General features: G+C 66.5%; 17 protein-coding genes. 6 read left to right on the forward strand and 11 right to left on the reverse strand.

The window, feature by feature from the left end:
* Positions 1-72 precede the first annotated feature (72 nt).
* The 3 genes from FB478_RS06225 to mtrA form a co-directional block, all read right to left on the reverse strand.
* Complete coding sequence (locus FB478_RS06225; RefSeq protein WP_056388097.1) at positions 73-1,788, reverse strand: LpqB family beta-propeller domain-containing protein; 1,716 nt, start codon at positions 1,786-1,788, stop codon at positions 73-75.
* The gene (gene mtrB / locus FB478_RS06230) at positions 1,785-3,557 is read right to left on the reverse strand and encodes an MtrAB system histidine kinase MtrB (protein ID WP_235509711.1); all 1,773 of its coding nucleotides are present in this window, start codon (positions 3,555-3,557) and stop codon (positions 1,785-1,787) included. The genes FB478_RS06225 and mtrB overlap by 4 nt, the downstream gene beginning before the upstream one ends.
* 127 nt (positions 3,558-3,684) lie before the next feature.
* Entirely contained in the window at positions 3,685-4,359 is a 675-nt protein-coding gene (mtrA, locus tag FB478_RS06235; RefSeq protein ID WP_018768515.1) for an MtrAB system response regulator MtrA, read from the reverse strand.
* Between the two features lie 626 nt (positions 4,360-4,985).
* On the opposite strand from mtrA, the gene FB478_RS06240 reads away from it, so the two are divergent.
* Genes FB478_RS06240 through FB478_RS06265 form a run of 6 tightly spaced genes read left to right on the forward strand, consistent with a single transcriptional unit; the run spans position 4,986 to position 10,900 of the window.
* Positions 4,986-6,008, forward strand: a complete 1,023-nt coding sequence (locus FB478_RS06240; RefSeq protein ID WP_144599961.1) for a glycerophosphoryl diester phosphodiesterase membrane domain-containing protein — start codon at positions 4,986-4,988, stop codon at positions 6,006-6,008.
* Positions 5,998-6,636 carry a DUF4129 domain-containing protein gene (locus FB478_RS06245; RefSeq protein ID WP_018768517.1) on the forward strand — a complete coding sequence of 213 codons (639 nt, stop codon included), beginning with the start codon at positions 5,998-6,000 and terminating at the stop codon, positions 6,634-6,636. Before FB478_RS06240 ends, FB478_RS06245 begins: the two co-directional genes overlap by 11 nt.
* Positions 6,633-7,859 carry a DUF4350 domain-containing protein gene (locus FB478_RS06250; protein ID WP_144599962.1) on the forward strand — a complete coding sequence of 409 codons (1,227 nt, stop codon included), beginning with the start codon at positions 6,633-6,635 and terminating at the stop codon, positions 7,857-7,859. Before FB478_RS06245 ends, FB478_RS06250 begins: the two co-directional genes overlap by 4 nt.
* Positions 7,856-8,851: a MoxR family ATPase gene (locus tag FB478_RS06255; protein ID WP_144599963.1), complete on the forward strand. Its 996-nt coding sequence runs from the start codon at positions 7,856-7,858 to the stop codon at positions 8,849-8,851. Before FB478_RS06250 ends, FB478_RS06255 begins: the two co-directional genes overlap by 4 nt.
* Positions 8,851-10,143: a DUF58 domain-containing protein gene (locus tag FB478_RS06260; RefSeq protein ID WP_144599964.1), complete on the forward strand. Its 1,293-nt coding sequence runs from the start codon at positions 8,851-8,853 to the stop codon at positions 10,141-10,143. The genes FB478_RS06255 and FB478_RS06260 overlap by 1 nt, the downstream gene beginning before the upstream one ends.
* A 43-nt stretch (positions 10,144-10,186) precedes the next feature.
* Positions 10,187-10,900, forward strand: coding sequence for a DUF4166 domain-containing protein (locus tag FB478_RS06265; RefSeq protein WP_056388107.1), 714 nt, complete (start codon positions 10,187-10,189; stop codon positions 10,898-10,900).
* 2 nt (positions 10,901-10,902) lie between these two features.
* Here FB478_RS06265 and FB478_RS06270 read toward each other — a convergent pair whose 3' ends face one another.
* The 8 genes from FB478_RS06270 to FB478_RS06305 form a co-directional block, all read right to left on the reverse strand.
* Positions 10,903-11,910, reverse strand: coding sequence for a hypothetical protein (locus FB478_RS06270; RefSeq protein ID WP_018768522.1), 1,008 nt, complete (start codon positions 11,908-11,910; stop codon positions 10,903-10,905).
* Between the two features lie 74 nt (positions 11,911-11,984).
* On the reverse strand, positions 11,985-12,392 hold the full coding sequence (locus FB478_RS06275; RefSeq protein ID WP_056388109.1) for a chorismate mutase: 408 nt from the start codon (positions 12,390-12,392) through the stop codon (positions 11,985-11,987).
* A 97-nt stretch (positions 12,393-12,489) separates the two neighbouring features.
* Positions 12,490-14,205: an ABC transporter ATP-binding protein gene (locus FB478_RS06280; RefSeq protein ID WP_144599965.1), complete on the reverse strand. Its 1,716-nt coding sequence runs from the start codon at positions 14,203-14,205 to the stop codon at positions 12,490-12,492.
* A complete protein-coding gene (locus FB478_RS06285; protein WP_018768525.1) occupies positions 14,202-15,203 on the reverse strand; it encodes an ABC transporter permease in 1,002 nt (333 codons plus the stop codon). The genes FB478_RS06280 and FB478_RS06285 overlap by 4 nt, the downstream gene beginning before the upstream one ends.
* Positions 15,203-16,285, reverse strand: coding sequence for an ABC transporter permease (locus tag FB478_RS06290; protein ID WP_018768526.1), 1,083 nt, complete (start codon positions 16,283-16,285; stop codon positions 15,203-15,205). The genes FB478_RS06285 and FB478_RS06290 overlap by 1 nt, the downstream gene beginning before the upstream one ends.
* A gap of 95 nt (positions 16,286-16,380) precedes the next feature.
* A complete protein-coding gene (locus tag FB478_RS06295) occupies positions 16,381-18,015 on the reverse strand; it encodes an ABC transporter substrate-binding protein (protein ID WP_056388114.1) in 1,635 nt (544 codons plus the stop codon).
* A gap of 268 nt (positions 18,016-18,283) precedes the next feature.
* Positions 18,284-19,414 (reverse strand): tRNA 2-thiouridine(34) synthase MnmA, encoded by a 1,131-nt coding sequence (mnmA, locus tag FB478_RS06300; protein ID WP_056388115.1) that lies wholly within the window; start codon positions 19,412-19,414, stop codon positions 18,284-18,286.
* A gap of 151 nt (positions 19,415-19,565) precedes the next feature.
* On the reverse strand, positions 19,566-20,795 hold the full coding sequence (locus FB478_RS06305) for a cysteine desulfurase family protein (protein WP_144599966.1): 1,230 nt from the start codon (positions 20,793-20,795) through the stop codon (positions 19,566-19,568).
* Between the last annotated feature and the right edge of the window lie 32 nt (positions 20,796-20,827).

Genomic DNA, 20,827 nt, shown 5'->3' on the forward strand with positions numbered 1-20,827 from the left:
CGGGCTATGTGCATAAGGCAGGCCCCATCGGGACGGCGGAGGCAGAACCTGGCGATGCCGCCAACAGGGGTGTCAGCCGGGAAACGCGGGGTCGATAGGGCCCTTGATCTGCGGGGACCAGCCATTGCCGAGGCGCTGGAAGATCCCTTCCCCGGACTGGACATAAATGTCGTCGGCGCCATTCCCGGCACTGATGGCTACCAGGCCCGGCCACGGGGCAAGCTGCTGCGGCTGGCCGGAGGTGAGGGACAGCAGCTCCGGTGTGACGTTGGAACCCGAAGCCCCCTTCATCACGGCAACGGTAATGCCATTCACCCACACCCCTTGATCAGGGTCGGTGCCGGATACCAGGGTGACGGGCGCGGTCAGTTCGCGCGGCGTACCGTCGGCGGCGCGGATCATGCCTGTCACCTGCACCTTGGACTTCCCGTTCTGTTCGGATATGACCAGGGCGCGCACACCGTCGCGTGAGACGCGGAATTCCTTGACCGTGCGGCCGGCAAGCCAGGAGGGTGCCAGCGTCACGGACGGAACGGCGGCGCCCTCTGCCACTCCGGTGGGATGGAAAGCCACTACTTCCGTGGCTCCGGTGGCACCGGGTCCGGCCGTCCATACCCAGTCGGAGACACTGAAGGACGGGCGGGTGAGGGTGCTCCGGGTAGTCAAGGCGCGCGCAGGCTGGCCGGGATTGATGCTGTACAGCGTGGTGCGGCCTTCATTGAGGAAGGCAGCCGTCTGTGACACCGGGGATTCCGCCGGATAGCGGGGGTTGAGCGCAGACACCGGCTGCATGTCAGGCAACGGCGAGACGCGGTTGTTTTCATAGCGCACCAGTTCGTTGCCGCTGATGGCGATCTGGCGTGAGGGCACGGTCCTGTCCAGCACCGGAGGAAGAACGGACCCGTTGTCCTCCACCCGGACCAGGTCCTGGTTGGCACGGAGTTCAACATTGACCACGTCAGGCTGGCTGCGGAACGTCAGGGTCAGCTGCATCTGCATGCGGAGCCGGTCCTCCGCCGATGTTTCCGTCAGCTCCTTGGCTGTCAGGTCCACCTGTGCGGCCCCGGACACCACCGGCACGGATTCCCGGGCGAGCTTGATCCCGGAAGGGAAGGCACTGGCGACGGCGCCGCGCAGGTACGGGGCGGGCCCGGCCAGCAGGGCACTGGTCATTGCTTTGACCGTCTTGTTCTTCAGGAACCAGCGGACGTCCGGGATGGCATAGGTGAAGGTGGGGTCGTAAAAGTAGATGGGGTAGGCACCGTAGATCACCTTGAACGTTTCCTCGGCAATGGCGGTCCCGTCGGGAATCGCCGAAATCCGCCACTCTCCATCCACCTGGGTCACCGTCACCGGGATGCGCTCCACGGTTCCCGGCGGCGACTGGGTGGCTATGCCGTCGGCGTCCACCGTGTAGGACACATCGAGCTCGTAGTTGAAGACGTTTTCCGTGCCCGTGGGCACAACGCGCGCCTCCCGGTATACCAGCGCGCGTTTGTCCGGTTTCCAGGACACAGCCGAGGCCTGCGTCAGGTACTGGCGGGCCACCGCATAGTCGTCCTCGTAGCCACTGCCTGCCCGGTAGAAGTAGTCGATGATGGTCTCGGGTGATGCGCCGGGCTGCGGCGCTGCCGGGAGGAACACGGGAGCGCTGACGTTGCCGGCGCTGCTTTCGCTGCTTTTTCCCACCGGACCGGACGTGGGGATCCGTGCGCAGCCGGACAAGAGGACGATCAGCAGGGCAAGCAGTGCCGCCGGGTACTTCGCCAGGCGCACGGTGGCCCTCATGGTGTCTCCTCGGGCGCGCGCACCGGAGCAGGCCGGGCCGCTCCCGCCTGCAGCACCAGCATGTTTTTGTAGTCCTGTTCCGCGGGAACGCTCCCCGGCGCTCCGGGATTGGTGACGTCCTTTGGCTCCAGCTGGACGGGCGACTCGCTGATGCCACCGTCCTGGCGCAAGGGAAGGGTCAAACGGAAGTTGGCGCCGTCGCCTTTCCTGCCCCAGGCCTGCAGCCAGCCGTGGTGCAGCTTCGTATCCTCCATGGCGATGGACAATCCCAGCCCGCTGCCGCCCGTGGTGCGTGCGCGGGCAGGGTCGGCTCGCCAGAACCTGTCGAAAACCCTGGCGGCCTGTGCCTGGTCCATCCCGATCCCGTGGTCGCGGACAGCAACGCCCACGGCAGTTTCATTGACCGCGACCGTGACGGCCACCGGCTTGCCCTCACCGTGCTCCACCGCGTTCAGGATCAGGTTCCGCAGGATCCTGTCGATGCGCCGGGCGTCCATCTCCACCACCACGGCGCCCTCGGGAGCGGTCAGGACAATCTCCGAACCGTATTCAGCCGCCACCGGCGCGGCGCCTTCAATGACGTGGGAGATCACTTGGAGAAGGTCCTCGGGTTCAGCATCCAGCACGGCCACGCCGGCGTCGAAGCGGCTGATTTCGAGGAGGTCGGAGAGGAGGGACTGGAACCGCTCCACCTGGTTGTACAGGAGCTCTGCGGACCGCTTGTTGATGGGGTCGAAGTCATCGCGGGCGTCGTACAGGACCTCTGCCGCCATGCGCACGGTTGTGAGCGGCGTCCGGAGCTCGTGCGACACATCGGACACGAAGCGCTGCTGCATCTGGGAGAGCGTCGCCAGCTGGGTGATCTGCTCCTGCAGGCTGGCGGCCATGTGGTTAAAGGAAGCGCCGAGGCGGGCCACCTCGTCCTCCCCCTTGACCACCATGCGCTCCTGCAGCTGCCCGGCGGCGAGCTTCTCCGAGACCATCGCGGCATGGCTGACCGGGCTCACCACGTTGCGGGTGACGTACCAGGCGACAGCGCCAATCAGGAGGACCAGCACCGCACCGCCGGCCCACAGGACGCTTTGGATCTCGTTAAGCGTCTGCTGCGCTGTGTTCAGGTCGTAGATCAGGTAAAGCTCGTAGACAGTGCCGTTGAAGGTCACCTTGTTGCCGACCGCGATCCCCGGCCGGTCCTCGGTGCCCACGGGGATGACGGTGGAAGCCCAGTACTGGTCCTTCCCCGACTGCTGGACGGCCTTGCGCAGCTCAGGGGGAATGACGCTGACCGTCAGTTGGTCGGATGCCCGCGACTCAACCCACCGGTTGCGGGGCTTGGTCTGCTCCGGCATCGCCTCGAAGACGTACCGGCGCTGGATCACTGAGCCCCGGCCCTCCACCGCGTTCAGGGTGTCGTAGACCAGGGTGATGACGCTGGACTGGTCGGTGACCTGGGCGCCGTCGAACGTTTCCTGGACCTGCTTGACGTTGTAGCGGGTCTCGGACTCCGCCTGCGTCAGCCGCTCCTGGAACAGGTTGTTGGCAATCTGGTTGGACAGATAGGCACCGACCACGGCGAACGAGGTCACGGCGAGCATCAGGGTGGTGAGAACGGTGCGGAATTGAATGGACCGGCGCCAGCGCCGCTGCAAGGCCCGCCCAAGGTACCGCAGACCGGGAAGGAAGCGCCGGACTCCCGTCCGGACGAGCCGGGCGACGCGGAGCGCCACAATCAGGGCACGCCGCTGCCAGATCCTTGCCCGGAACGCCATGTGCCGCAGCCCGGGAGTGGCGGCGTCGCCGGCTTCCGGCACGTCCTGGACGGCGCCGTCCTGTTTCACGGCATCCGCGGAGTCCGGTGTTGGGCGCTGATCCGGTTCCCCGTCCTGCGCGGCGGGGTCAGACCCCTGCTTTATAGCCGACACCACGCACCGTCAATACGACTTCCGGAGCTTCCGGGTCCTGCTCGATCTTGGACCGCAGGCGCTGGACATGGACGTTGACAAGCCGGGTGTCAGCGGCGTGGCGGTAGCCCCAGACCTGCTCCAGCAGCAGTTCCCGGGTAAAGACCTGCCAAGGCTTGCGGGCCAGCGCCACCAGGAGGTCGAACTCCAGCGGCGTCAGGGAGATCCGCTCATTGCCCCGGCTGACCGTGTGCCCGGCGACGTCGATGGTGATGTCCGCGATGCGCAGCGTTTCGGGCGCTTTCTGGTCCCCCGGGCGAAGGCGGGCACGCACGCGTGCCACCAGCTCGGCAGGCTTGAACGGCTTAGGCACGTAGTCGTCAGCCCCGGATTCCAGCCCGCGGACGACGTCTGAGGTATCGGACTTGGCGGTCAGCATGACGATGGGGACGTCCGACTCGCCGCGGATCTGGCGGCAGACCTCGATGCCATCCATACCGGGAAGCATGAGATCGAGCAGGACCAGGTCCGGCCGCGATGACCGGAACACGTCCAGGGCCTGGGCGCCGTCGGCGCAAAAGACCGGCTCGAAGCCGTCATTACGGAGGACAATTCCAATCATCTCGGCCAGCGCTTCGTCATCATCTACCACCAGAATGCGTGCCTTCATAGCTATATATTCCCTTATCGGGATGGGTTTGTCCTGTTGAGCGGCTTCCGGCATGGCGGGGCACTAGGCCGTCCGGCGCCGGAACTATAGTCTTGGGGTCATGCCCCGCGTGGCCGGTGCGCCCTTTTGCCGGGTGCATTTCCGGCGCAGGAGCAGGCGGACTGGTATTGGGGGAGGAATCAGTGTCACCACAGGAGTCGGGGCCCGGGGAGCCGGCGCAGGAGCAGCCAGGCGTTGGACACGACGACGTCGGGCCGGCTTCCGCAGGCGGGCCCGGGCCGGTGCCGCCCGCCCGGGAACAGCAGTGGGACCAGCCCTGGACGCCGCCCGAGGGCCGGCAAGCAGGCCCCTGGCCGGGAACCGAGCCGCGGCAGCAACCGCAGTGGCAACAGCAGCCCGGACAGCACCCGCCCCGAAATGCCCCGTACCCTGAAGCCCCGTACCCTGGCGCCCCGTCCCCCGGAGCTTTCCCATCCGGCGGCCAGTCCTACGGGACCCCGGGATACAGCGGCCAGCCTTACGGCGGACCCCCAGATATCCGGTCGCCGTATTCCGGCGGTTCCTACGGCGCCTGGCCCTCAGCGCAGCCCAGGTATGCAGCCCCGCCCAAACCCGGGATCATTCCGTTGCGGCCGTTGTTGTTCGGGGAGGTCCTGGACGGTTCCTTCCAGGCCATCAGGCGCAACGCCAAGGCGATGCTCGGCGCCGGCCTCCTGGCGCAGTCCCTGTCAGCCATCCTCGCGGCGGTGCTAACGGGAGTTTTCGCGACGTCGTCAGGGTCCATCGAAGCCTGGGCCCGGACGGCGAGCAACACCGATATCGCTTCCCTGGGATTCGGGCTGATGGCCACCTTCGTCCTGCTGTCCATCCTGTCCGTCTTCATCACCGTTGTCCTCCAAGGTGGCATGGTGGTCCCGGTGGCCCGGTCCGTCCTTAACCAGCCCACCGGCTTCCGGCGCATGCTGTCGTTGGCGCGTCCAAGGTTTGGGTCACTGATCAGGTTGGCGGCGCTGCTGGTTGCAGCCGTGCTGGCCACGGCGATCGTTTTCGTCGCCGTCGTCGTGCTCCTGTTCTCCAACGTGCGTGGCGCGGGAGCCCTGCTGGTCATCCCCCTGATGCTGGCCTTCGGCGCCGGGTTCCTCTGGGTGGCGGTCAAGCTCATGGTGGCGCCCGCCGCCGTCGTTATCGAAGAACTCGGGGCGTTTGCCGGCCTTCGCCGGTCCTGGAAACTGACCAGGGGCAACTGGTGGCGGATCTTTGGCATCACCCTGGTGGTGGGGATCCTGGTGGCCGTCATCACCCAGGTGGTCCTGATCCCGGCCAGCATCCTGCCAACGGTCCTCTCCGGGGTGGTCTCGCCGCACGGCGGCAGCGGGCAGGAAGCAACGCTCGCCGTGGCCGTCGGCATCTTCACCGCGGTGGTCGGTGCCCTGGTGGGCGCGGTCGGTTACGCCTTCCAGACGTCAGTCATGGCGTTGCTCTACATGGACCTGCGGATGCGCCGGGACGGCCTGGACATTGCGCTGCTGCACCAATTGGAGAACGGCGCTGATCCTGACGGCATCCCGGGCCGGGGCGCGCACCCCGGCAACAACCGCCCGTATCCCGGATATGGAGCCCCGCCTGGAGCCTGGCCTTATGGCGGCTGAGCCACCCGTGCGTCCGGGTGCCGGGGAGGCACGGCGCTGGGCGGAGGAGGAATTGGCCAAACGGGAGTACCGTGATGCCGCCCCCTCATGGCTCGGCACCCTGTGGCGGAACTTCCTGGACTGGCTGCAGTCCCTGGACGGCTCCCAGGGAGACGCTGCCCCGGTGCCAAGCCCCGTCATCGCCCTCGTTATTGCCGCCATCATCGCGGCTGCCGTCATCCTGGCCCGCCCCCGCCTGCACGCCCGGTCCCGGCAGGCCAGGGACGTCTTCGAACGGGAACCCACCCTTGGTGCCACCGACTACCGGGCCCGTGCGGAAGCGGCGGCCGCCGCCGGAAAGTGGGGGGACGCCGTCGTCGACCGCTTCCGCGCGGTGGTCCGGAGTGCGGAGGACCGGGCCATCCTGGACCCGCAGCCCGGCCGCACTGCCGACGAAGCGGCCCGGGCCTTGTCCGTTCCGTTCAACAGCCAGTCCGGGCGCCTTGCCCGGGCAGCGGCCACTTTCGACGGGGTCCGCTACGGAAACAGGGCGGCCGACAGCGGGGACTACCGGCAGATGGTGGAGCTTGATACCGCCTTGGACGCCATGAAGCCCGCCACCGCCGGCACTGCGGCGGTGACGCCGTGACCGGCCTTCCCGCCATCGGCGAGAAACCCCGGGACGCGGGCAGGGAACCGGACGGTGGCAAGCAACCGGCCACCGGATCCGTGGCTGACAACCGGAGGATTCGGGGTTGGCTGCGGCGGCACCGCGGCCTGACCGCGGCGGCAATGGTGGTGGCTGCGGGGCTGGCACTTGTCGTGGGCACGCAACTCGCTCCGAAGGGTGACGCCGTTCCCCTCTCGGTCCACAATGCCGCGCCGGAAGGGGCCAGGGCGCTGGCGCAGATCCTGGGCCGGCACGGGGTTTCCGTTCACACACCGGGCCGGTTCGATGCAGCGCTGGCGGACCTGCGCTCCGGCTCCTCCCCCACCCTCCTGCTCTACGACAGGAACGGCATCCTGGGTGCGCAGCAGCTGGCCGACCTGAGAGCGGAGGCAGACCGGGTGGTGGTGCTCTCCCCACGGCTGGAGACGCTCACCGCCCTTGACAGCGGCATCCACCAGGCCGGCGTTGTTCCCGATGCCTTCCCGATCCTTGATGCCGGGTGTTCCCACCCTGACGCGGAAGCTGCGGGACAGATCACGGGACAGGGAGGATTTGTGTACGACGGCAGCACGTCCTGTTTCCGGACAGCAGGAACCGCCGGAATGCTTGCCATCAGCGGCGATGGCCGCCTGGCCGTGCTGGGCAGCACGGCCGTCCTGGGCAACGGGAGGCTGGACGAACTGGGAAACGCCGCGCTTGCCACCAGGTTGCTCGGCGCGTCGCCTGACCTGGTCTGGTACTTGCCCTCGATTGAGGACGCAGCATCCAACGGATCCGGGAAAACCCTCGATGACATTGCTCCGGCCTGGGCCCGCTTCCTGGGCCCCTGGCTGCTCCTGGTGGCGGTGACGGCCGTCGTGTGGCGGGGCCGGCGGCACGGGCCGCTCGTATTCGAGCCGTTGCCGGTGGTGGTCAAGGCTGTTGAGACGGCCGAGGGACGTGCCCGGCTCTACCAGGACGCGCGCGCCATCGACCAGGCACGGGACAACCTCCGGGCCGGCCTGCTGGTCCGGTTGTCCGGGAAGCTGCGGATGGGACCAGGCGCCACCGCCGAGGACACGATTTCGGCAGCAGCCCGGATCCTGAACCGGGACGCCACTGAAGTCCGCACGCTGATCAACGAACGCCCCGCAACCGAGGCCCGGCTGGTTGCCTGGTCGCAGGCCTTGGACAAACTCGAGAAAGAGGTCAAGATCCGATGAGCGAACAGAGCAGTGGCCAGCGGGTCCTTAATACGGTTGACGACGACGGCGCTCGGCAGGCGCTGCTTGCGGTCCGCCGGGAGGTGGCCAAGGCGGTGGTGGGGCAGGATGCCACCGTCACCGGCCTCCTGATTGCACTGCTTTCCCAGGGGCATGTGCTGCTGGAGGGCGTCCCCGGGGTTGCAAAGACCCTGCTGGTCCGGGCGTTGTCCTCCGCGCTGAGCCTGGACACCAAGCGGGTGCAGTTCACCCCCGACCTCATGCCGGGTGACGTCACCGGTTCCCTGGTCTACGACTCGCACACCTCCGAGTTCAGCTTCCGGGAAGGACCGGTCTTCACCAACCTCCTGCTGGCGGACGAGATCAACCGGACTCCTCCAAAGACCCAGGCTTCACTCCTCGAAGCCATGGAAGAGCGGCAGGTGTCTGTGGACGGCGTCTCCCGGCGGCTGCCCTCGCCATTCCTGGTGGCGGCCACCCAGAACCCCGTGGAGTACGAGGGGACCTATTCCCTGCCTGAGGCACAGCTGGACCGGTTCCTGCTGAAGCTCACCATGCCGCTGCCTGAACGCAGGGATGAGATAGAAGTCATCCGCCGCCACGCCGCCGGGTTCGATCCGCGGGACCTGGCTGCGGCCGGCGTCCGGGCGGTGGCCGGCGCGGAGGACCTTGAACGGGCTCGGGAGGCAGTGGGCCGGGTGGCGGTGGAACCGGAAATTATCGGCTACATCGTTGACCTGGTGCGCGCCACCCGGTCAGCGCCTTCGTTCCAGCTTGGCGTCTCACCGCGTGGCGCCACCGCCCTGCTGAACACGTCGAGGTCGTGGGCGTGGCTCTCCGGCCGTCCTTTCGTGACCCCGGACGACGTCAAGGCGCTGGCTTTGCCCTGTTTGCGGCACCGGGTGGCGCTGCAGCCCGAAGCGCAGATGGACGGGGTCCGGGTGGACGACGTCCTGGGCAGCATCCTGGCCGCCGTCCCCGTTCCGCGCTGATGGCCATCTCCGGGCGCTTCGTGGCAGTGGCGCTGGTGGGACTTGTACCGGTACTGCTGTTCCCGGAATGGCTGACGGTCCTGGCCACGATCGCGGTGCTTGTGGGACTGCTGGGGGCCGACCTGCTGGTGGCGGCGCCACTCCGGCAGGTCAATCTGGTGCGTGCCGAACCGGAGAACGTAACCCTGAACAATACGGTGGAGGCGGCGCTCACCATCCGTAACGGCGGCAGCAGGCGGCTTCGGGGATCGTTCCGGGACGGGTGGCAACCTTCCGCCGGTGCCCGGAACCCCGTCCAGGATATTGATGTCCCGGCCGGGGAAGGCAGGCGGTTCGCGGTTCGGCTCCGGCCGGTCCGGCGGGGTGACCTCTCAGCGCCGCATGTGACGCTTCGGTCTTTTGGTCCGCTGCACCTGGCAGCCCGCCAGCGGACCATTGACTGTCCGGGCTCGGTGCGGGTGCTGCCGCCCTTCCATTCCCGACGCCACCTGCCGTCAAAGCTGCGGAAGCTGCGTGAACTTGATGGGAAGGCGGCAGTCCAGGTCCGGGGCGCGGGCACCGAGTTCGATTCCCTGCGGGACTATGTCCGCGGTGACGACGTACGCTCCATCGACTGGCGCGCCACTGCCCGGCGCTCCTCCGTGGTGGTCCGGACCTGGCGCCCGGAACGGGACCGGCGCGTGGTGATGGTCCTGGATACGTCCCGTACCGCCGCAGCAAGGATCGTGGACGAATCGCGCCTGGACACCGGGATAGAGGCTGCGCTCCTTCTGGGTGTCCTGGCCGAACGGGGTGGCGACCGGGTGGACTTGGTAGCCTTCGACCGCAGGGTCCGGGCGCGGGCGGGCTCTGCCGGGCAGGGCAATATCCTGGGCCGGCTGGTCCAGGCCATGGCTCCGCTTGAGGCCGAGCTGATTGAGATGGATTGGCCTGCGGTCCCGGCCCAGGTCCGTGCTGTTTCGGCGCACCGGTCGCTGGTGGTGCTGTTGACGTCGCTGGACAGCGGGGCGCCGGAGGAGGGCCTGCTTCCCGTGGCGGAGCGGCTGGCGAGCCAGCATGTCGTGGTGGTGGCGGCTGTCCGCGACCCGCAGCTGGGCGCCATGCTCCGGGAACGGAACGATGCCACGGCGGTGTTCCGCGCGGCCGCGGCCGAGCGCGCCCTCCTGCAGCGGGCGGCGGTCTCAGCCGAGCTGCGCCGCTACGGGGTGGAAGTGGTGGACGCCGAGCCCCACGAGTTGCCGCCCCGGCTGGCGGACATGTACATCCGGCTCAAGGCTGCCGGTAGATTGTGAATCCGGAGGCTATCGTCTCCCCCGGCAACAGGAGGTCCACTTCATGAACGTCCCGATCTACCAGCAGGCCCTGGGCCGGGAATTCTCCCGGCTGCAGCCCGAGCTCCAGGAGTACTTCTCGCTGGTCCCGGGATCCGGCCAGTACGGCGTAGGGGAAGGAACGTTCGACGTCGTGGGGTGCCGCCAGCGGTGGCTGCGCCCTTTGCTGCGGGTCACCGGGGGCGAAGAGGCCTTCTTCCCCGAGTACGGGGAGAACGTTCCGTTCCGGATCGAGAACCACGCCCACCAGGATCCGTTCGGCCGTTCCAGCCTTACCGCCCGGCGCGAGATCCGGTTCCCGGCGCGCACCCGGCTTTTCCAGGACACCACGAGCGTCACCAACCGGGGTGGCACCACCCAGCTGGTGGACTACGTGGGCAGGTACCGGCGCCTGGTGACCGACCTGAACCTGAGCGTCACCGCTGCCGGAAGGCTGCGCGGTGTCTCAGAGGCGTCGCGGCTCTTCCTGGGCCCGCTCCGGGTCCCGCTTCCGGCAGGCCTGGACGCCAAGGCGTACGCCGAACAGTGGTGGGATCCCGCGGAAGGAAGCAACGGGCGGCACCGCATCCAGGTGAAGGTCATCCAGCCGCAGATCGGCCTGGTGCTGGTGTACGCGGGCGCCTTCGATTACCGGCTGCGGCCCTACACTGGCGGCAGTTCCGCCCAAAGCTTCCTGCCCCGCTACGCCCAGCCGGACCGCTGGGAGAACAGGGTGTAGCCCTATCCCAGTGCCTGCTGGTTCAGGCCGTCGGCCACCTGGATCAGCCGGCCCAGGACGGCGGTGGCCTGCGCAGGTGTGTGGCCTGCCAGTCCTGCTGAAGGCGTCACCCGGATGGCGCCAAGCAGCGACGGCGGAAGACCCAGCTGGCGCCACGGACGCCATACTGACTCCACGCAGTCGGCGACCCTGGGCAGCGGGGCGCCGGCGGGGACGTCCAGCGCACCGGCCCAGAACTGTTTCCCTGACTCCAGTGCTGCGGCAAGCTGTTCCCACTGGCGGTTGGTCAGTGCCTTGAGCGGCAGGGCGACGCCGTCCGCACCGGCCGCCAGGACCAGCTCGATCGGCGCTTCGATTTCAGGACATGAGACAACAACCTCAGCGGCACCGGCCGAGCGGAGGGCGTCCAGGACCAGGCGCCAGGATTCGCGCGCTTCCGATGCCGGCACTGCGCGGAGGGTGCGGTAACCGCTCGCCGTGGGTATGGTTCCGGCCAGCACGGCGGCGATGGCGGGCTCGTCCACCTGCACCACCAGGCGTGCACCCGGTACGGCCGCAGCAACCCGGCGAAGGTAACCGCCGACGCCCGCGGCAAGGGACGCGGCCACGTCCCGGCGGGCTCCGTAGTCCAGGAGGGCGCGCTCCCCGTTATGCAAGTGCAGGCCGGCGGCAAGGCTGAGCGGCCCCACCAGCTGCACCTTGAGTTCACCCGCCGACACGTCCTCGCCCCCGGCGACGTCGGCGAGGACATTCAGGTCGGTGGACAGCGCCGACACGGCACGCTGCATGTCCTTGCCGGGGCGGTCAACAAGCCGCCATCCGTAGGGCTGGACGTCCACCGCCAGCTCTTCCAGGAACGAGGCCGTACGGCCCAGGGCGTCTGAGCCGACACCGCGGTCGGGCAGTTCGGCGAGGAATGGCAGGTGCGGGCTGCCGAGCTCGCCGCGGATGATCCGGGCGGCTTCCAGCGGGTCCTCGCCCGGCCACGGTCCCAGTCCGGTGGCCGTCACTTCCCTGGCTGTGACCTCCTGGAAGGGAGCCGCGGCCGGACGCGGGGCTGGGCCCCTTTGGTGCTGTTCCCGGCTCACGCCAGTGCGGAAGTCTGCGGCTGCTGGCCCGACGAGGCCTGGTGGTCCTCGGCGATGGCCTCGTGATGGCGGATCACCTCGCCGATGATGAAGTTGAGGAACTTCTCTGCGAATGCCGGGTCAAGGTGGGCGTCCTCGGCGAGGCGTCGCAGCCTCGCGATCTGGGCTGCTTCACGTCCTGGGTCGCCGGCCGGAAGGCGGTGTGTTGCCTTCAGGAAGCCCACTTTTTGCGTGGCCTTGAATCGCTCGGCCAGGAGGTACACCAGGGTGGCATCAATGTTGTCGATGCTGGAGCGGATGGACAGCAGTTCAGCCATCACCGAATCGTCCACGTGGCCAGCCAGTGAGCTGGCGGAGGGATCAAAATCGTCGGAGCCAGGAGTGCTGGGGTTGTGCTGCGTCATGGCTCCAGTCTATGGGAGCCGACGGAATCGACGCGGGTGTGAAGCGCCGGTGCCGCCGTCCGCCGGCATCGGCGCCCCACACTGCGGGCCTGGAGGGTCAGATGCCCAGGAGCGCCCGGTGCTCCTCCCGGCGTTTGGCCTGTTCGGCCGGGTCCGGCACGGGCAGGGAGGCGATCAGCCGGCGCGTGTAGTCATGCTGGGGGTTCCCCATGACCTGGCTTCCGATCCCCTGCTCCACCAGCTTGCCCTTGTACAGCACGCCCACCCACGAGGACAGGATGTCCACTACAGCCAGGTCATGGCTGATGAACAGGCAGCCGAAGCCGAACTCCTCCTGGATGTCCCTGAACAGCTCCAGGACCTTTGCCTGCACCGAAACGTCCAGGGCCGACGTCGGCTCATCCGCTATCAGCAGCCGCGGGTTCAGGCTCAGCGCCCGCGCCAGTGATGCCCGCTGCCGCTGGCCGCCGGACAGTTCGTGCGGGTAACGGGCCGCGTACGACGCCGGCAGCTGGACTGATTCGAGCAGCTCACCGACGCGTTTCCGCGCCTGGGCCGGGCTTGGATTTGTGTGGATGACCATAGGTTCGGCGATGCATTCCCCGATGGTCAGCTGCGGGTTGAAGGAGGCGGCGGGGTCCTGGAACACGAAGCCGATGTCCTTGCGGAGCGGCTTGAAAGTGCGTTCGCGAAGGTTGAGCATCTCATAGCCCAGCACCTTCAGGCTGCCGCCGGTGGTCCGGTTGAGCCCGGCGATGGCCCGCCCGATGGTGGTCTTGCCGGACCCCGATTCGCCCACCAGGCCGAAAACCTCACCCCTGGACAGGGTGAAGCTGACGCCGTCCACGGCCTTGAAAGCGGGGGTGCCGAGCCGCCCCGGATACTCGATGACCAGGTTGTCCGCAGCCACAAGGACTTCCTCATCCTGGTGGCGCCGTTCGGTAAGGCCTGCGGACGCGGAATTCCGGCCCAGGTGCGGGACTGCAGCCAGCAGCTTGCGGGTGTAGTCCTGGCGGGGTTCAGCGAACAACGTCTTCGCCGGGGCTTCCTCCACAACGTCGCCCTGGTACATCACCACCACGCGGTCCGCCAGGTCAGCCACCACGCCCATGTTGTGCGTGATCAGCACTATGGACGTGCCGTACTTGTCGCGAAGGTCTCGCAGCAGCTCCAGGATCTCGGCCTGGACGGTGACGTCGAGGGCGGTGGTGGGCTCGTCGGCGACAATCAGTCCGGGGTTCAGCGCCAGCGCGGCGGCGATCACCACGCGCTGCTTCTGCCCTCCGGAGAACTGGTGCGGGTAATAGTTGACGCGGTGTTCCGGGTCAGGGATGCCCACCTTGCGGAGCGCCTCGATTGCCCGTGTTTTGGCCTCCTTTGCCGAGACGCGGCCTCCGCCATCCACGGCGGCGTGGGCGCGAATCCCCTCGGCGATCTGCCAGCCCACTGTGAATACGGGGTTCAGGGCCGTGGACGGCTCCTGGAACACCATGGCCACATCCCGGCCGCGGATCTGCCGCAGCCGGTGCGGACTGAGGCTGATGATGTTGGTGCCGTTGATCAGGACCGCGCCGGAACTCGTGGCGGTTTCCGGGAGCAGGCCCAGGATGGTTTTGGCCGTGACGGTCTTGCCGGAGCCGGACTCCCCCACGATGGCAAGGACCTCACCCTTCCTGACGTTGAGGCTCACGTCCTTGACTGCGTGGACGTCGCCTGCGTCCGTGGCGAACGTGACCTGCAGGTGGTCGATGTCGAGCACGTGCTGGCCGGCGTCGGGCTGGTGTACCGGCGACGGGTCGATGTTGCCTGTCATGAATTCCTCACTTCTGCAGCGATGGCCTCATTGGCCACCGGGGCCGGCGCCGTGCCGCCGGCACGCTTGCGTCCGCGCAGGCGCGGGTCGTTCAGGTCATTAATGCTCTCCCCGACCAAGGTAAGTCCGACGACCGTCAGGACTATGGCCAAGCCAGGGAAGACACCGGTCCACCAGATGCCCGAGGAGGCATCGGAAAGTGCCTTGTTCAGGTCAAATCCCCATTCCGCAGCGGAGCTCGGCTCAATGCCAAAGCCCAGGAAGCCCAGCCCTGCCAAAGTCAGGATGGCTTCCGATGCGTTGAGGGTGAAGATCAATGGCAGGGTCCTGGTGGCGTTGGCGAAAATGTGCCGGCCGATGATCCTGGCGCTGGAGGCGCCTACCACCTGGGCGGATTCCACGAACGGTTCGGCTTTCAGCCGTATGGTTTCGGCACGTATCACCCGGAAGTACTGCGGGACAAACACTGCGGTGATTGCCAGCCCGCAGGCGAGGATTCCACCCCAGAATCCGGACTGCCCCTTATTGATCGCGATGGACATAACGATCGCTACGAGGAGGGTCGGAAAGGCATAGATGGCATCAGCAACCACCACAAGAACCCGGTCCAGCCAGCCACCAATGTAGCCACTGACGAGCCCCAGAAATACCCCGAGGAAGATTGACATCACGACAGCGGCCACAAGCACCGCTGCGGCTGTCTGTGATCCCCAGATCACGCGTGACAGGACGTCGTAGCCTCCAACAGTCGTCCCCCATGGGTGCTTGCCACCCGGTTCCGCCTGGGCCGGAAACGAGCCTGCTTCATCGGAAATCTGGGAGAAACCATAGGGCGCCAGCAGCGGCGCGAAAACAGCAGCCACCACAAAAACAACACAAAGCACGACGCCGATCAGCAGCATCGTGCGCTGCAGGCCAACGCTTTGGCGGATGTGGGACGCCACCGGCAGGCGGTCGAGCAGCGGCTTTTTGGGATGGGGCAGGGCTTCGTTATTCATCAGTACCTCACCCGCGGATCAATCAGGGCGGCCGCAATATCCACCACGAAATTGGTGACCGCAACGATGACGGCCAGAAGCATGACTATCCCCTGGACCGCAACAAAGTCACGCGCCGTCAGGTACTGCGCCAGCTGATACCCAAGGCCTTTCCACTCAAAAGTGGTTTCCGTCAGCACTGCGCCGCCGAGCATCAAGGCGATCTGCAGGCCCATAACGGTGATGATGGGGATCAGGGCCGGCTTGTAGGCATGCTTTGTCACAAGCCGGAATTCGCTGACTCCACGGGAGCGGCCGGCCTCAACATAATCCTTGCCCAGGGTGCCAATGACGTTGGTGCGGACCAGGCGCAGGAAAACACCGGCTGTAAGCAGGCCGAGGGCGACGGCAGGCAGAACCGCGTGGTGGACGATGTCGCCAAAAGCTGCCAGGTCACCGCTGCGCAGGGCGTCCAGCCAGTAGATCCGGCTGGGCGCTGCCAGCCTGCCCATCGCCAGTTCCGTTGTGGTGGATGCACGGCCCGCGACGGGGAACCAGCCCAAGCCTACGGAAAAGACCAGCTTCAGCAGCAGACCTGCGAAGAAGACAGGAGTGGCGTAGCAAAGAATGGCAAACAACCGCAGGAGGGCGTCCGGAACCTTATCGCGTTTGTGGGCGGCAAACATCCCCAGCGGAATCCCCACCAGCAGCGCCACGATCAAGGCATTGATGCTCAGTTCCAGCGTGGCGGCCCCGAAAGTGGTCAGCATCTCGATGACGGGCCGCCCGTCTGAGATGGTCCTTCCGAAGTTGCCTGTGGCGATGTTGCCAAGGTACTCGACGTACTGAATGAACAGGCTCCGGTCATAACCAGCCTGGTGGATCAACGCATCAATCTGCTCCTGCGGCAGGCGTCCGCCTTGGGATGCGGTGATGGGATCGCCAGTGATCCGCATCAGGAAGAAGACCAGGGTGACGAGGATGAAGATCGTCGGAAAGATAAGCAGGAAGCGGATCAGGATGTATCTCCCGAGGCCACCTCCCGCGGATTTGGATTTGGGCGGCGCTACCGTTGGCGGCGGCGCATCGATCATTGTGGCCATGCTGTCCCTGCTTGGTAAGAAAACGAAAGATATGGGGCCAACAGTTAGGAGGCGGAGCCGCGCAGGCCCCACCTCCTAAGCTGGCGGATTGGTGATTACTTGGAAACGGTCCCGAGCCTGAACTTGAAGGATGCGTCCAATGTGGAATCCACGCCCTTCACGTTTTTCCCTGAAACGGCCACCTGGGCTCCCTGCAGCAGCGGCAGGGTGGAAATGTCCTTGGCCAGTTGGTTTTGAATGTCCTGGATAGTCTTAACACGCTCCGATTTGTCGGCAGTGACCAACTGCTTGGCAATCAGCGCTTCGACGTCGGTGTTGGAGTAGTGGTTGTTGAAGAAGCCGCCCTTAGGGAAGAAGGGGGTCAGGTAGTTGTCCGCATCACTGAAGTCCGGGAACCAGCCAAGCTGGAAGACGGGGTAGCTGTCCTTCTTCGATGCCGAGTTGTAGGTGACCCACTCGGTGGACTGCAGATCTACGGTAAAGAGGCCGCTCTTCTCCAATTGGTCCTTGACCATGGCATATTCGTCACCCGAGGACTTGCCATAGTGGTCCGGGTTGTACTGCAGTTTGAGATTGACCGGACCGCTGATGCCGGCGTCGCTGAGGACCTTCTTCGCCTTGTCCAGGCTCGGCTTGCCGCTTCCGTCGCCGTACGCCTGCTTGAAGGATTCGTTGGCGCCGAGGAAACCGGACGGAACATTGGACCACATGGGCAGATAGGTGCCCTTGTAGACCTGGTCGGAAATGGCCTGGCGGTCAACGAGGTTGGCCATGGCCTGCCGCACGGCCAGCGCCTTCTTAGGATCTGCTTCGGGAGTCTTGGCACCAAAGGGCATGGTGTCGAAGTTGAAGACGATGTACCGCATCTCGCCGCCGGGGCCGACGTTGACCTTGACGTTGGAGTCCTTTTTGAGGTCGTCAATGTCCGTGGCGCTGAGGCTGCGGTTGGCAACGTCGATCTGCCCACCCTTGACTTCCAGCTTCATGTTGGTCTGGTCGGTGTAGTACTTAATGGTGGCGCCGGAATTGGCCGGTTTGCCGAGGACACCGTTGTAATCGGGCCAAGCCGTGAGGCTCACCAGCGTGTTCTTGTTGTAGGAGTCGATAACGTACTGGCCGTGGAAGGCCTTGGCCTTGACGATCTCCTCGTCACTGAGGAGTTTGTCCGCCGGGAAGACTTCATCGTCGACAATGGGGGCCGCGGGACTTTGCAGGATCTGGGTGAAGGTCTGATCGTTGGCCTGCTTGAGGGTGAACACCACTGTGGTGGCATCCGGGGTGGCAATGGACTGGATGTTGGTCAGCAGGGATGCAGGCCCATTGGGATCAGCGATCTTGACCTGGCGGTCGAACGAAAACTTCACGTCTTTGGAGTCCAGTACGTGCCCATTGGCCCATTTAAGGCCGCTCTTCATCTTGACCGTGAATTCCGTGGGTTTAGTAAAGGAACCCGATTCGGCCAGGTCCGGTGCAGGTTCGGCGCCGCCGGGCTTGGAGTTCATCAGGAAGGAGTAGATCTGGTTCATCACCATGAACGAACCGTTGTCGTACGACCCCGCCGGGTCCAGGGCAGTGACTTTGTCGGTGGTGCCGTAAGCAATGATGCTGCCTGCACTTCCCGATGCTGTGCTGCTTCCGCCTCCGGACGGGCCTGTGCAGGCCGTCATTGCCAGCGCGGAAATGCCTGCCAGCGCGATCGCGCCATGCAGGGCTTTGTTGCTCTTCGTCATCTGTGAGCTTTCTGTCCGATGAGAACGTGCGCTCCGGGCACATGGGCGTGTGTGCCCCTGCCCCGGAGCACAGGGCTGATCCCTAGATTCAATCAGAGAGTCAGCCCTCGGGACGGCCAATTTGTGAGTTGAAACACAAAATTTATCTCATTGGTACCCCTGCCCACTGGTCGGACTGCGGATGCAGGCGCCTGAGGGACAGGAATCGGCCGGAAACGCCAAAGCACCGCCCCGGCGACAACCGGGACGGTGCTTTGGGATCGTGTGGCTAGAGCGCGGCGCGCTGCAGCGACCGGGCGGTGTCGATGGTGGCCTGGCCCAGTACCCGGCTGCCCTGGTAGAGCACCACTGTCTGGCCGGGGGCCACCCCCCTCAGGGGCGTCACCAGCCGGACCACCAGCTGGCCTCCGGCTCCGTCCGTGGCAGGCTCCATCCTGGCAGTGGCCGGCACCGGGTCCCCGTGCGCCCGGACCTGGGCGTAGCAGTCGAACTCAGCTCCCGTTTCCACCTCGGCGATCGGAAGTCCCGCCCAGGACACCTTGATGCCGCGGATCTCGTCGATCGCCAGCAGCGCCTCGGGACCCACCACCACCTTGTTTTCCTTGGGCCGGATTTCCAGGACGAAGCGGGGCTTGCCGTCGGCAGCGGGAGTTCCGAGTTTTAGTCCGCGCCGCTGGCCGACCGTGAACGCGTTGGCTCCTGGGTGCTCCCCCACCTTCGCGCCGGTCTCGTCGACAATGTCGCCGGTGGTCATGTCGATTTTTTCCGCAAGCCAACCCGCCGTGTCGCCGTCGGGAATGAAGCAAATGTCATGGCTGTCCGGCTTGTTGGCGACAGACAGGCCCCGCCGCTCCGCTTCGGCACGCACCTCGGCCTTGGACGGGGTGTCGGCCAGCGGGAACATGGAGTGCTTGAGCTGTTCGTGGGTGAGGACGCCAAGGACGTAGCTCTGGTCCTTGGCCCAGTCCGCGGCGCGGTGCAGTTCCCGGTTACCGTGGGCGTCTTCGATCACCTTGGCGTAGTGGCCGGTGCACACGGCATCAAAGCCCAGGGCGATGGCCTTTTCCAGCAGGGCCGCGAACTTGATGCGTTCGTTGCAGCGCATGCAGGGGTTGGGCGTCCTGCCGGCCGCGTATTCATCGATGAAGTCCTGGACGACGTCTTCCTTGAAGCGCTCCGAGAAATCCCACACGTAATAGGGAATGCCCAAAACGTCGCAGGCGCGCCAGGCATCCCGGGAGTCCTCAATGGTGCAGCAGCCTCGGCTGCCCGTGCGCAGGGTGCCGGGCATGCGCGAGAGGGCCAGGTGGACGCCGACGACGTCGTGCCCGGCCTCCACCGCGCGGGCGGCGGCAACAGCGGAGTCCACTCCGCCGCTCATGGCTGCTAGTACTCGCATGCTGGCCTTCTGTTGAGGGATATGTTTTTCCGGGCCGGGATGGGACCCACCGGCAGCGGAAACGATCTTCGCCTATCTATTCTACGGTGGCAGGCAAATCGGCCGGCACGATCCAGGCCGGTATGGGCACGAAGAACGTCGGGTGGCGCGTTCACACGCCGCGCAGCGCCTGCCGCGCCACGGTTCCTGCTGTCTGGATGGAGGACTCGTGCCCGGCCATGCCGGCCTGGCGGGCCCGCGCATAAGCCTCCGGAAGCGCCCTCAGCAAAGCATCAACGTCGGCCTCGGTGGACGCGTGCCCCAGGCTGAAACGCTGGGCTCCGCGTGCCGTTTCCTCGTCCAGGCCCATGGCGAGCAGCACGTGGGATGGCCGCGGCACGCCGGCGGTGCACGCCGAGCCGGTGGATGATTCGACGCCGGCCAGGTCAAGAAGGAACAGCAGCGAGTCACCTTCGCAGCCGGGGAACGTGAAATGGGCGTTGCCTGGCAGCCGGCCGCCGTGGGGTGCCCCGCGGAGGACGGCCTCCGGAACGCTTTCCCGGACGCCCTCGATCAGGCGGTCACGCAGTGCGGCAATCCGCGCCGCTTCCGCCGGCAGCCCGGCGGTGACGGCCTCCGCGGCGGCAGCGAAGGCAGCGATGGAGGCGGTGTCCAGCGTGCCGGAGCGGACGTCACGTTCCTGGCCGCCGCCGTGCTGTACCGGCGTCAGTTTGACAGCGCGGCCCAGCAGGAGTGCGCCCACGCCCACCGGGCCGCCGATCTTGTGTCCGGAGATGGACATCGCGTCCAGGCCCGATTCCTTGAAGTGCACCGGGACGGAGCCGAATGCCTGGACGGCGTCCGAGTGCACGGGGACGCCGGCGGCATGGGCCAGCTCAACCACCCGGTGGATGGGCTGGATGGTGCCCACCTCGTTGTTCGCCCACATCACGGTCACCAGGGCCACGGCGGCGGGGTCGCGCGCGAGCTCGGCTTCGAGGACGTCGAGGTCCAGGACACCCTTGCCGTCCACCGGCAGCCATGTCACGTCGGCACCCTCGTGGCGTTCGAGCCATTCGACGGTGTCCAGCACCGCATGATGTTCGACGGCGGAGCAAAGGATGCGGCGCCGGCGTGGGTCCTCTGCCACGCGGGACCAGTACATGCCCTTCACTGCGAGGTTGTCCGATTCGGTGCCTCCGGAGGTGAAAATTACCTCGGAGGGGTGGGCTCCCGCGGCCGCTGCGATCACCTCGCGCGCATCCTCAACGGCACGGCGCGCCCGGCGTCCCGATCCATGAAGCGACGACGGGTTCCCGGTCCGGGCCAGTTCACGCGTCAGGGCGGCGAGCGCCGCTGCGGACAGCGGAGTGGTGGCGGCATGGTCGAGGTAGGCGGGCATCCTCCAATTCTATCGTGGCCTGCCGCCGCATC

Source organism: Arthrobacter sp. AG367 (assembly GCF_007828995.1).
Taxonomy (GTDB): Bacteria; Actinomycetota; Actinomycetes; order Actinomycetales; family Micrococcaceae; genus Arthrobacter.

Excerpts from the sequence above, each read along its gene's own strand:
- FB478_RS06225 (WP_056388097.1), bottom strand. The coding sequence starts at position 1,788 with ATGAGGGCCACCGTGCGCCTGGCGAAGTACCCGGCGGCACTGCTTGCC.
- mtrB (WP_235509711.1), bottom strand. The coding sequence starts at position 3,557 with ATGGCGTTCCGGGCAAGGATCTGGCAGCGGCGTGCCCTGATTGTGGCG.
- mtrA (WP_018768515.1), bottom strand. The coding sequence starts at position 4,359 with ATGAAGGCACGCATTCTGGTGGTAGATGATGACGAAGCGCTGGCCGAG.
- FB478_RS06245 (WP_018768517.1), top strand. The coding sequence starts at position 5,998 with ATGGCGGCTGAGCCACCCGTGCGTCCGGGTGCCGGGGAGGCACGGCGC.
- FB478_RS06255 (WP_144599963.1), top strand. The coding sequence starts at position 7,856 with ATGAGCGAACAGAGCAGTGGCCAGCGGGTCCTTAATACGGTTGACGAC.
- FB478_RS06260 (WP_144599964.1), top strand. The coding sequence starts at position 8,851 with ATGGCCATCTCCGGGCGCTTCGTGGCAGTGGCGCTGGTGGGACTTGTA.
- FB478_RS06265 (WP_056388107.1), top strand. The coding sequence starts at position 10,187 with ATGAACGTCCCGATCTACCAGCAGGCCCTGGGCCGGGAATTCTCCCGG.
- FB478_RS06275 (WP_056388109.1), bottom strand. The coding sequence starts at position 12,392 with ATGACGCAGCACAACCCCAGCACTCCTGGCTCCGACGATTTTGATCCC.
- FB478_RS06280 (WP_144599965.1), bottom strand. The coding sequence starts at position 14,205 with ATGACAGGCAACATCGACCCGTCGCCGGTACACCAGCCCGACGCCGGC.
- FB478_RS06285 (WP_018768525.1), bottom strand. The coding sequence starts at position 15,203 with ATGAATAACGAAGCCCTGCCCCATCCCAAAAAGCCGCTGCTCGACCGC.
- FB478_RS06290 (WP_018768526.1), bottom strand. The coding sequence starts at position 16,285 with ATGGCCACAATGATCGATGCGCCGCCGCCAACGGTAGCGCCGCCCAAA.
- FB478_RS06295 (WP_056388114.1), bottom strand. The coding sequence starts at position 18,015 with ATGACGAAGAGCAACAAAGCCCTGCATGGCGCGATCGCGCTGGCAGGC.
- mnmA (WP_056388115.1), bottom strand. The coding sequence starts at position 19,414 with ATGCGAGTACTAGCAGCCATGAGCGGCGGAGTGGACTCCGCTGTTGCC.
- FB478_RS06305 (WP_144599966.1), bottom strand. The coding sequence starts at position 20,795 with ATGCCCGCCTACCTCGACCATGCCGCCACCACTCCGCTGTCCGCAGCG.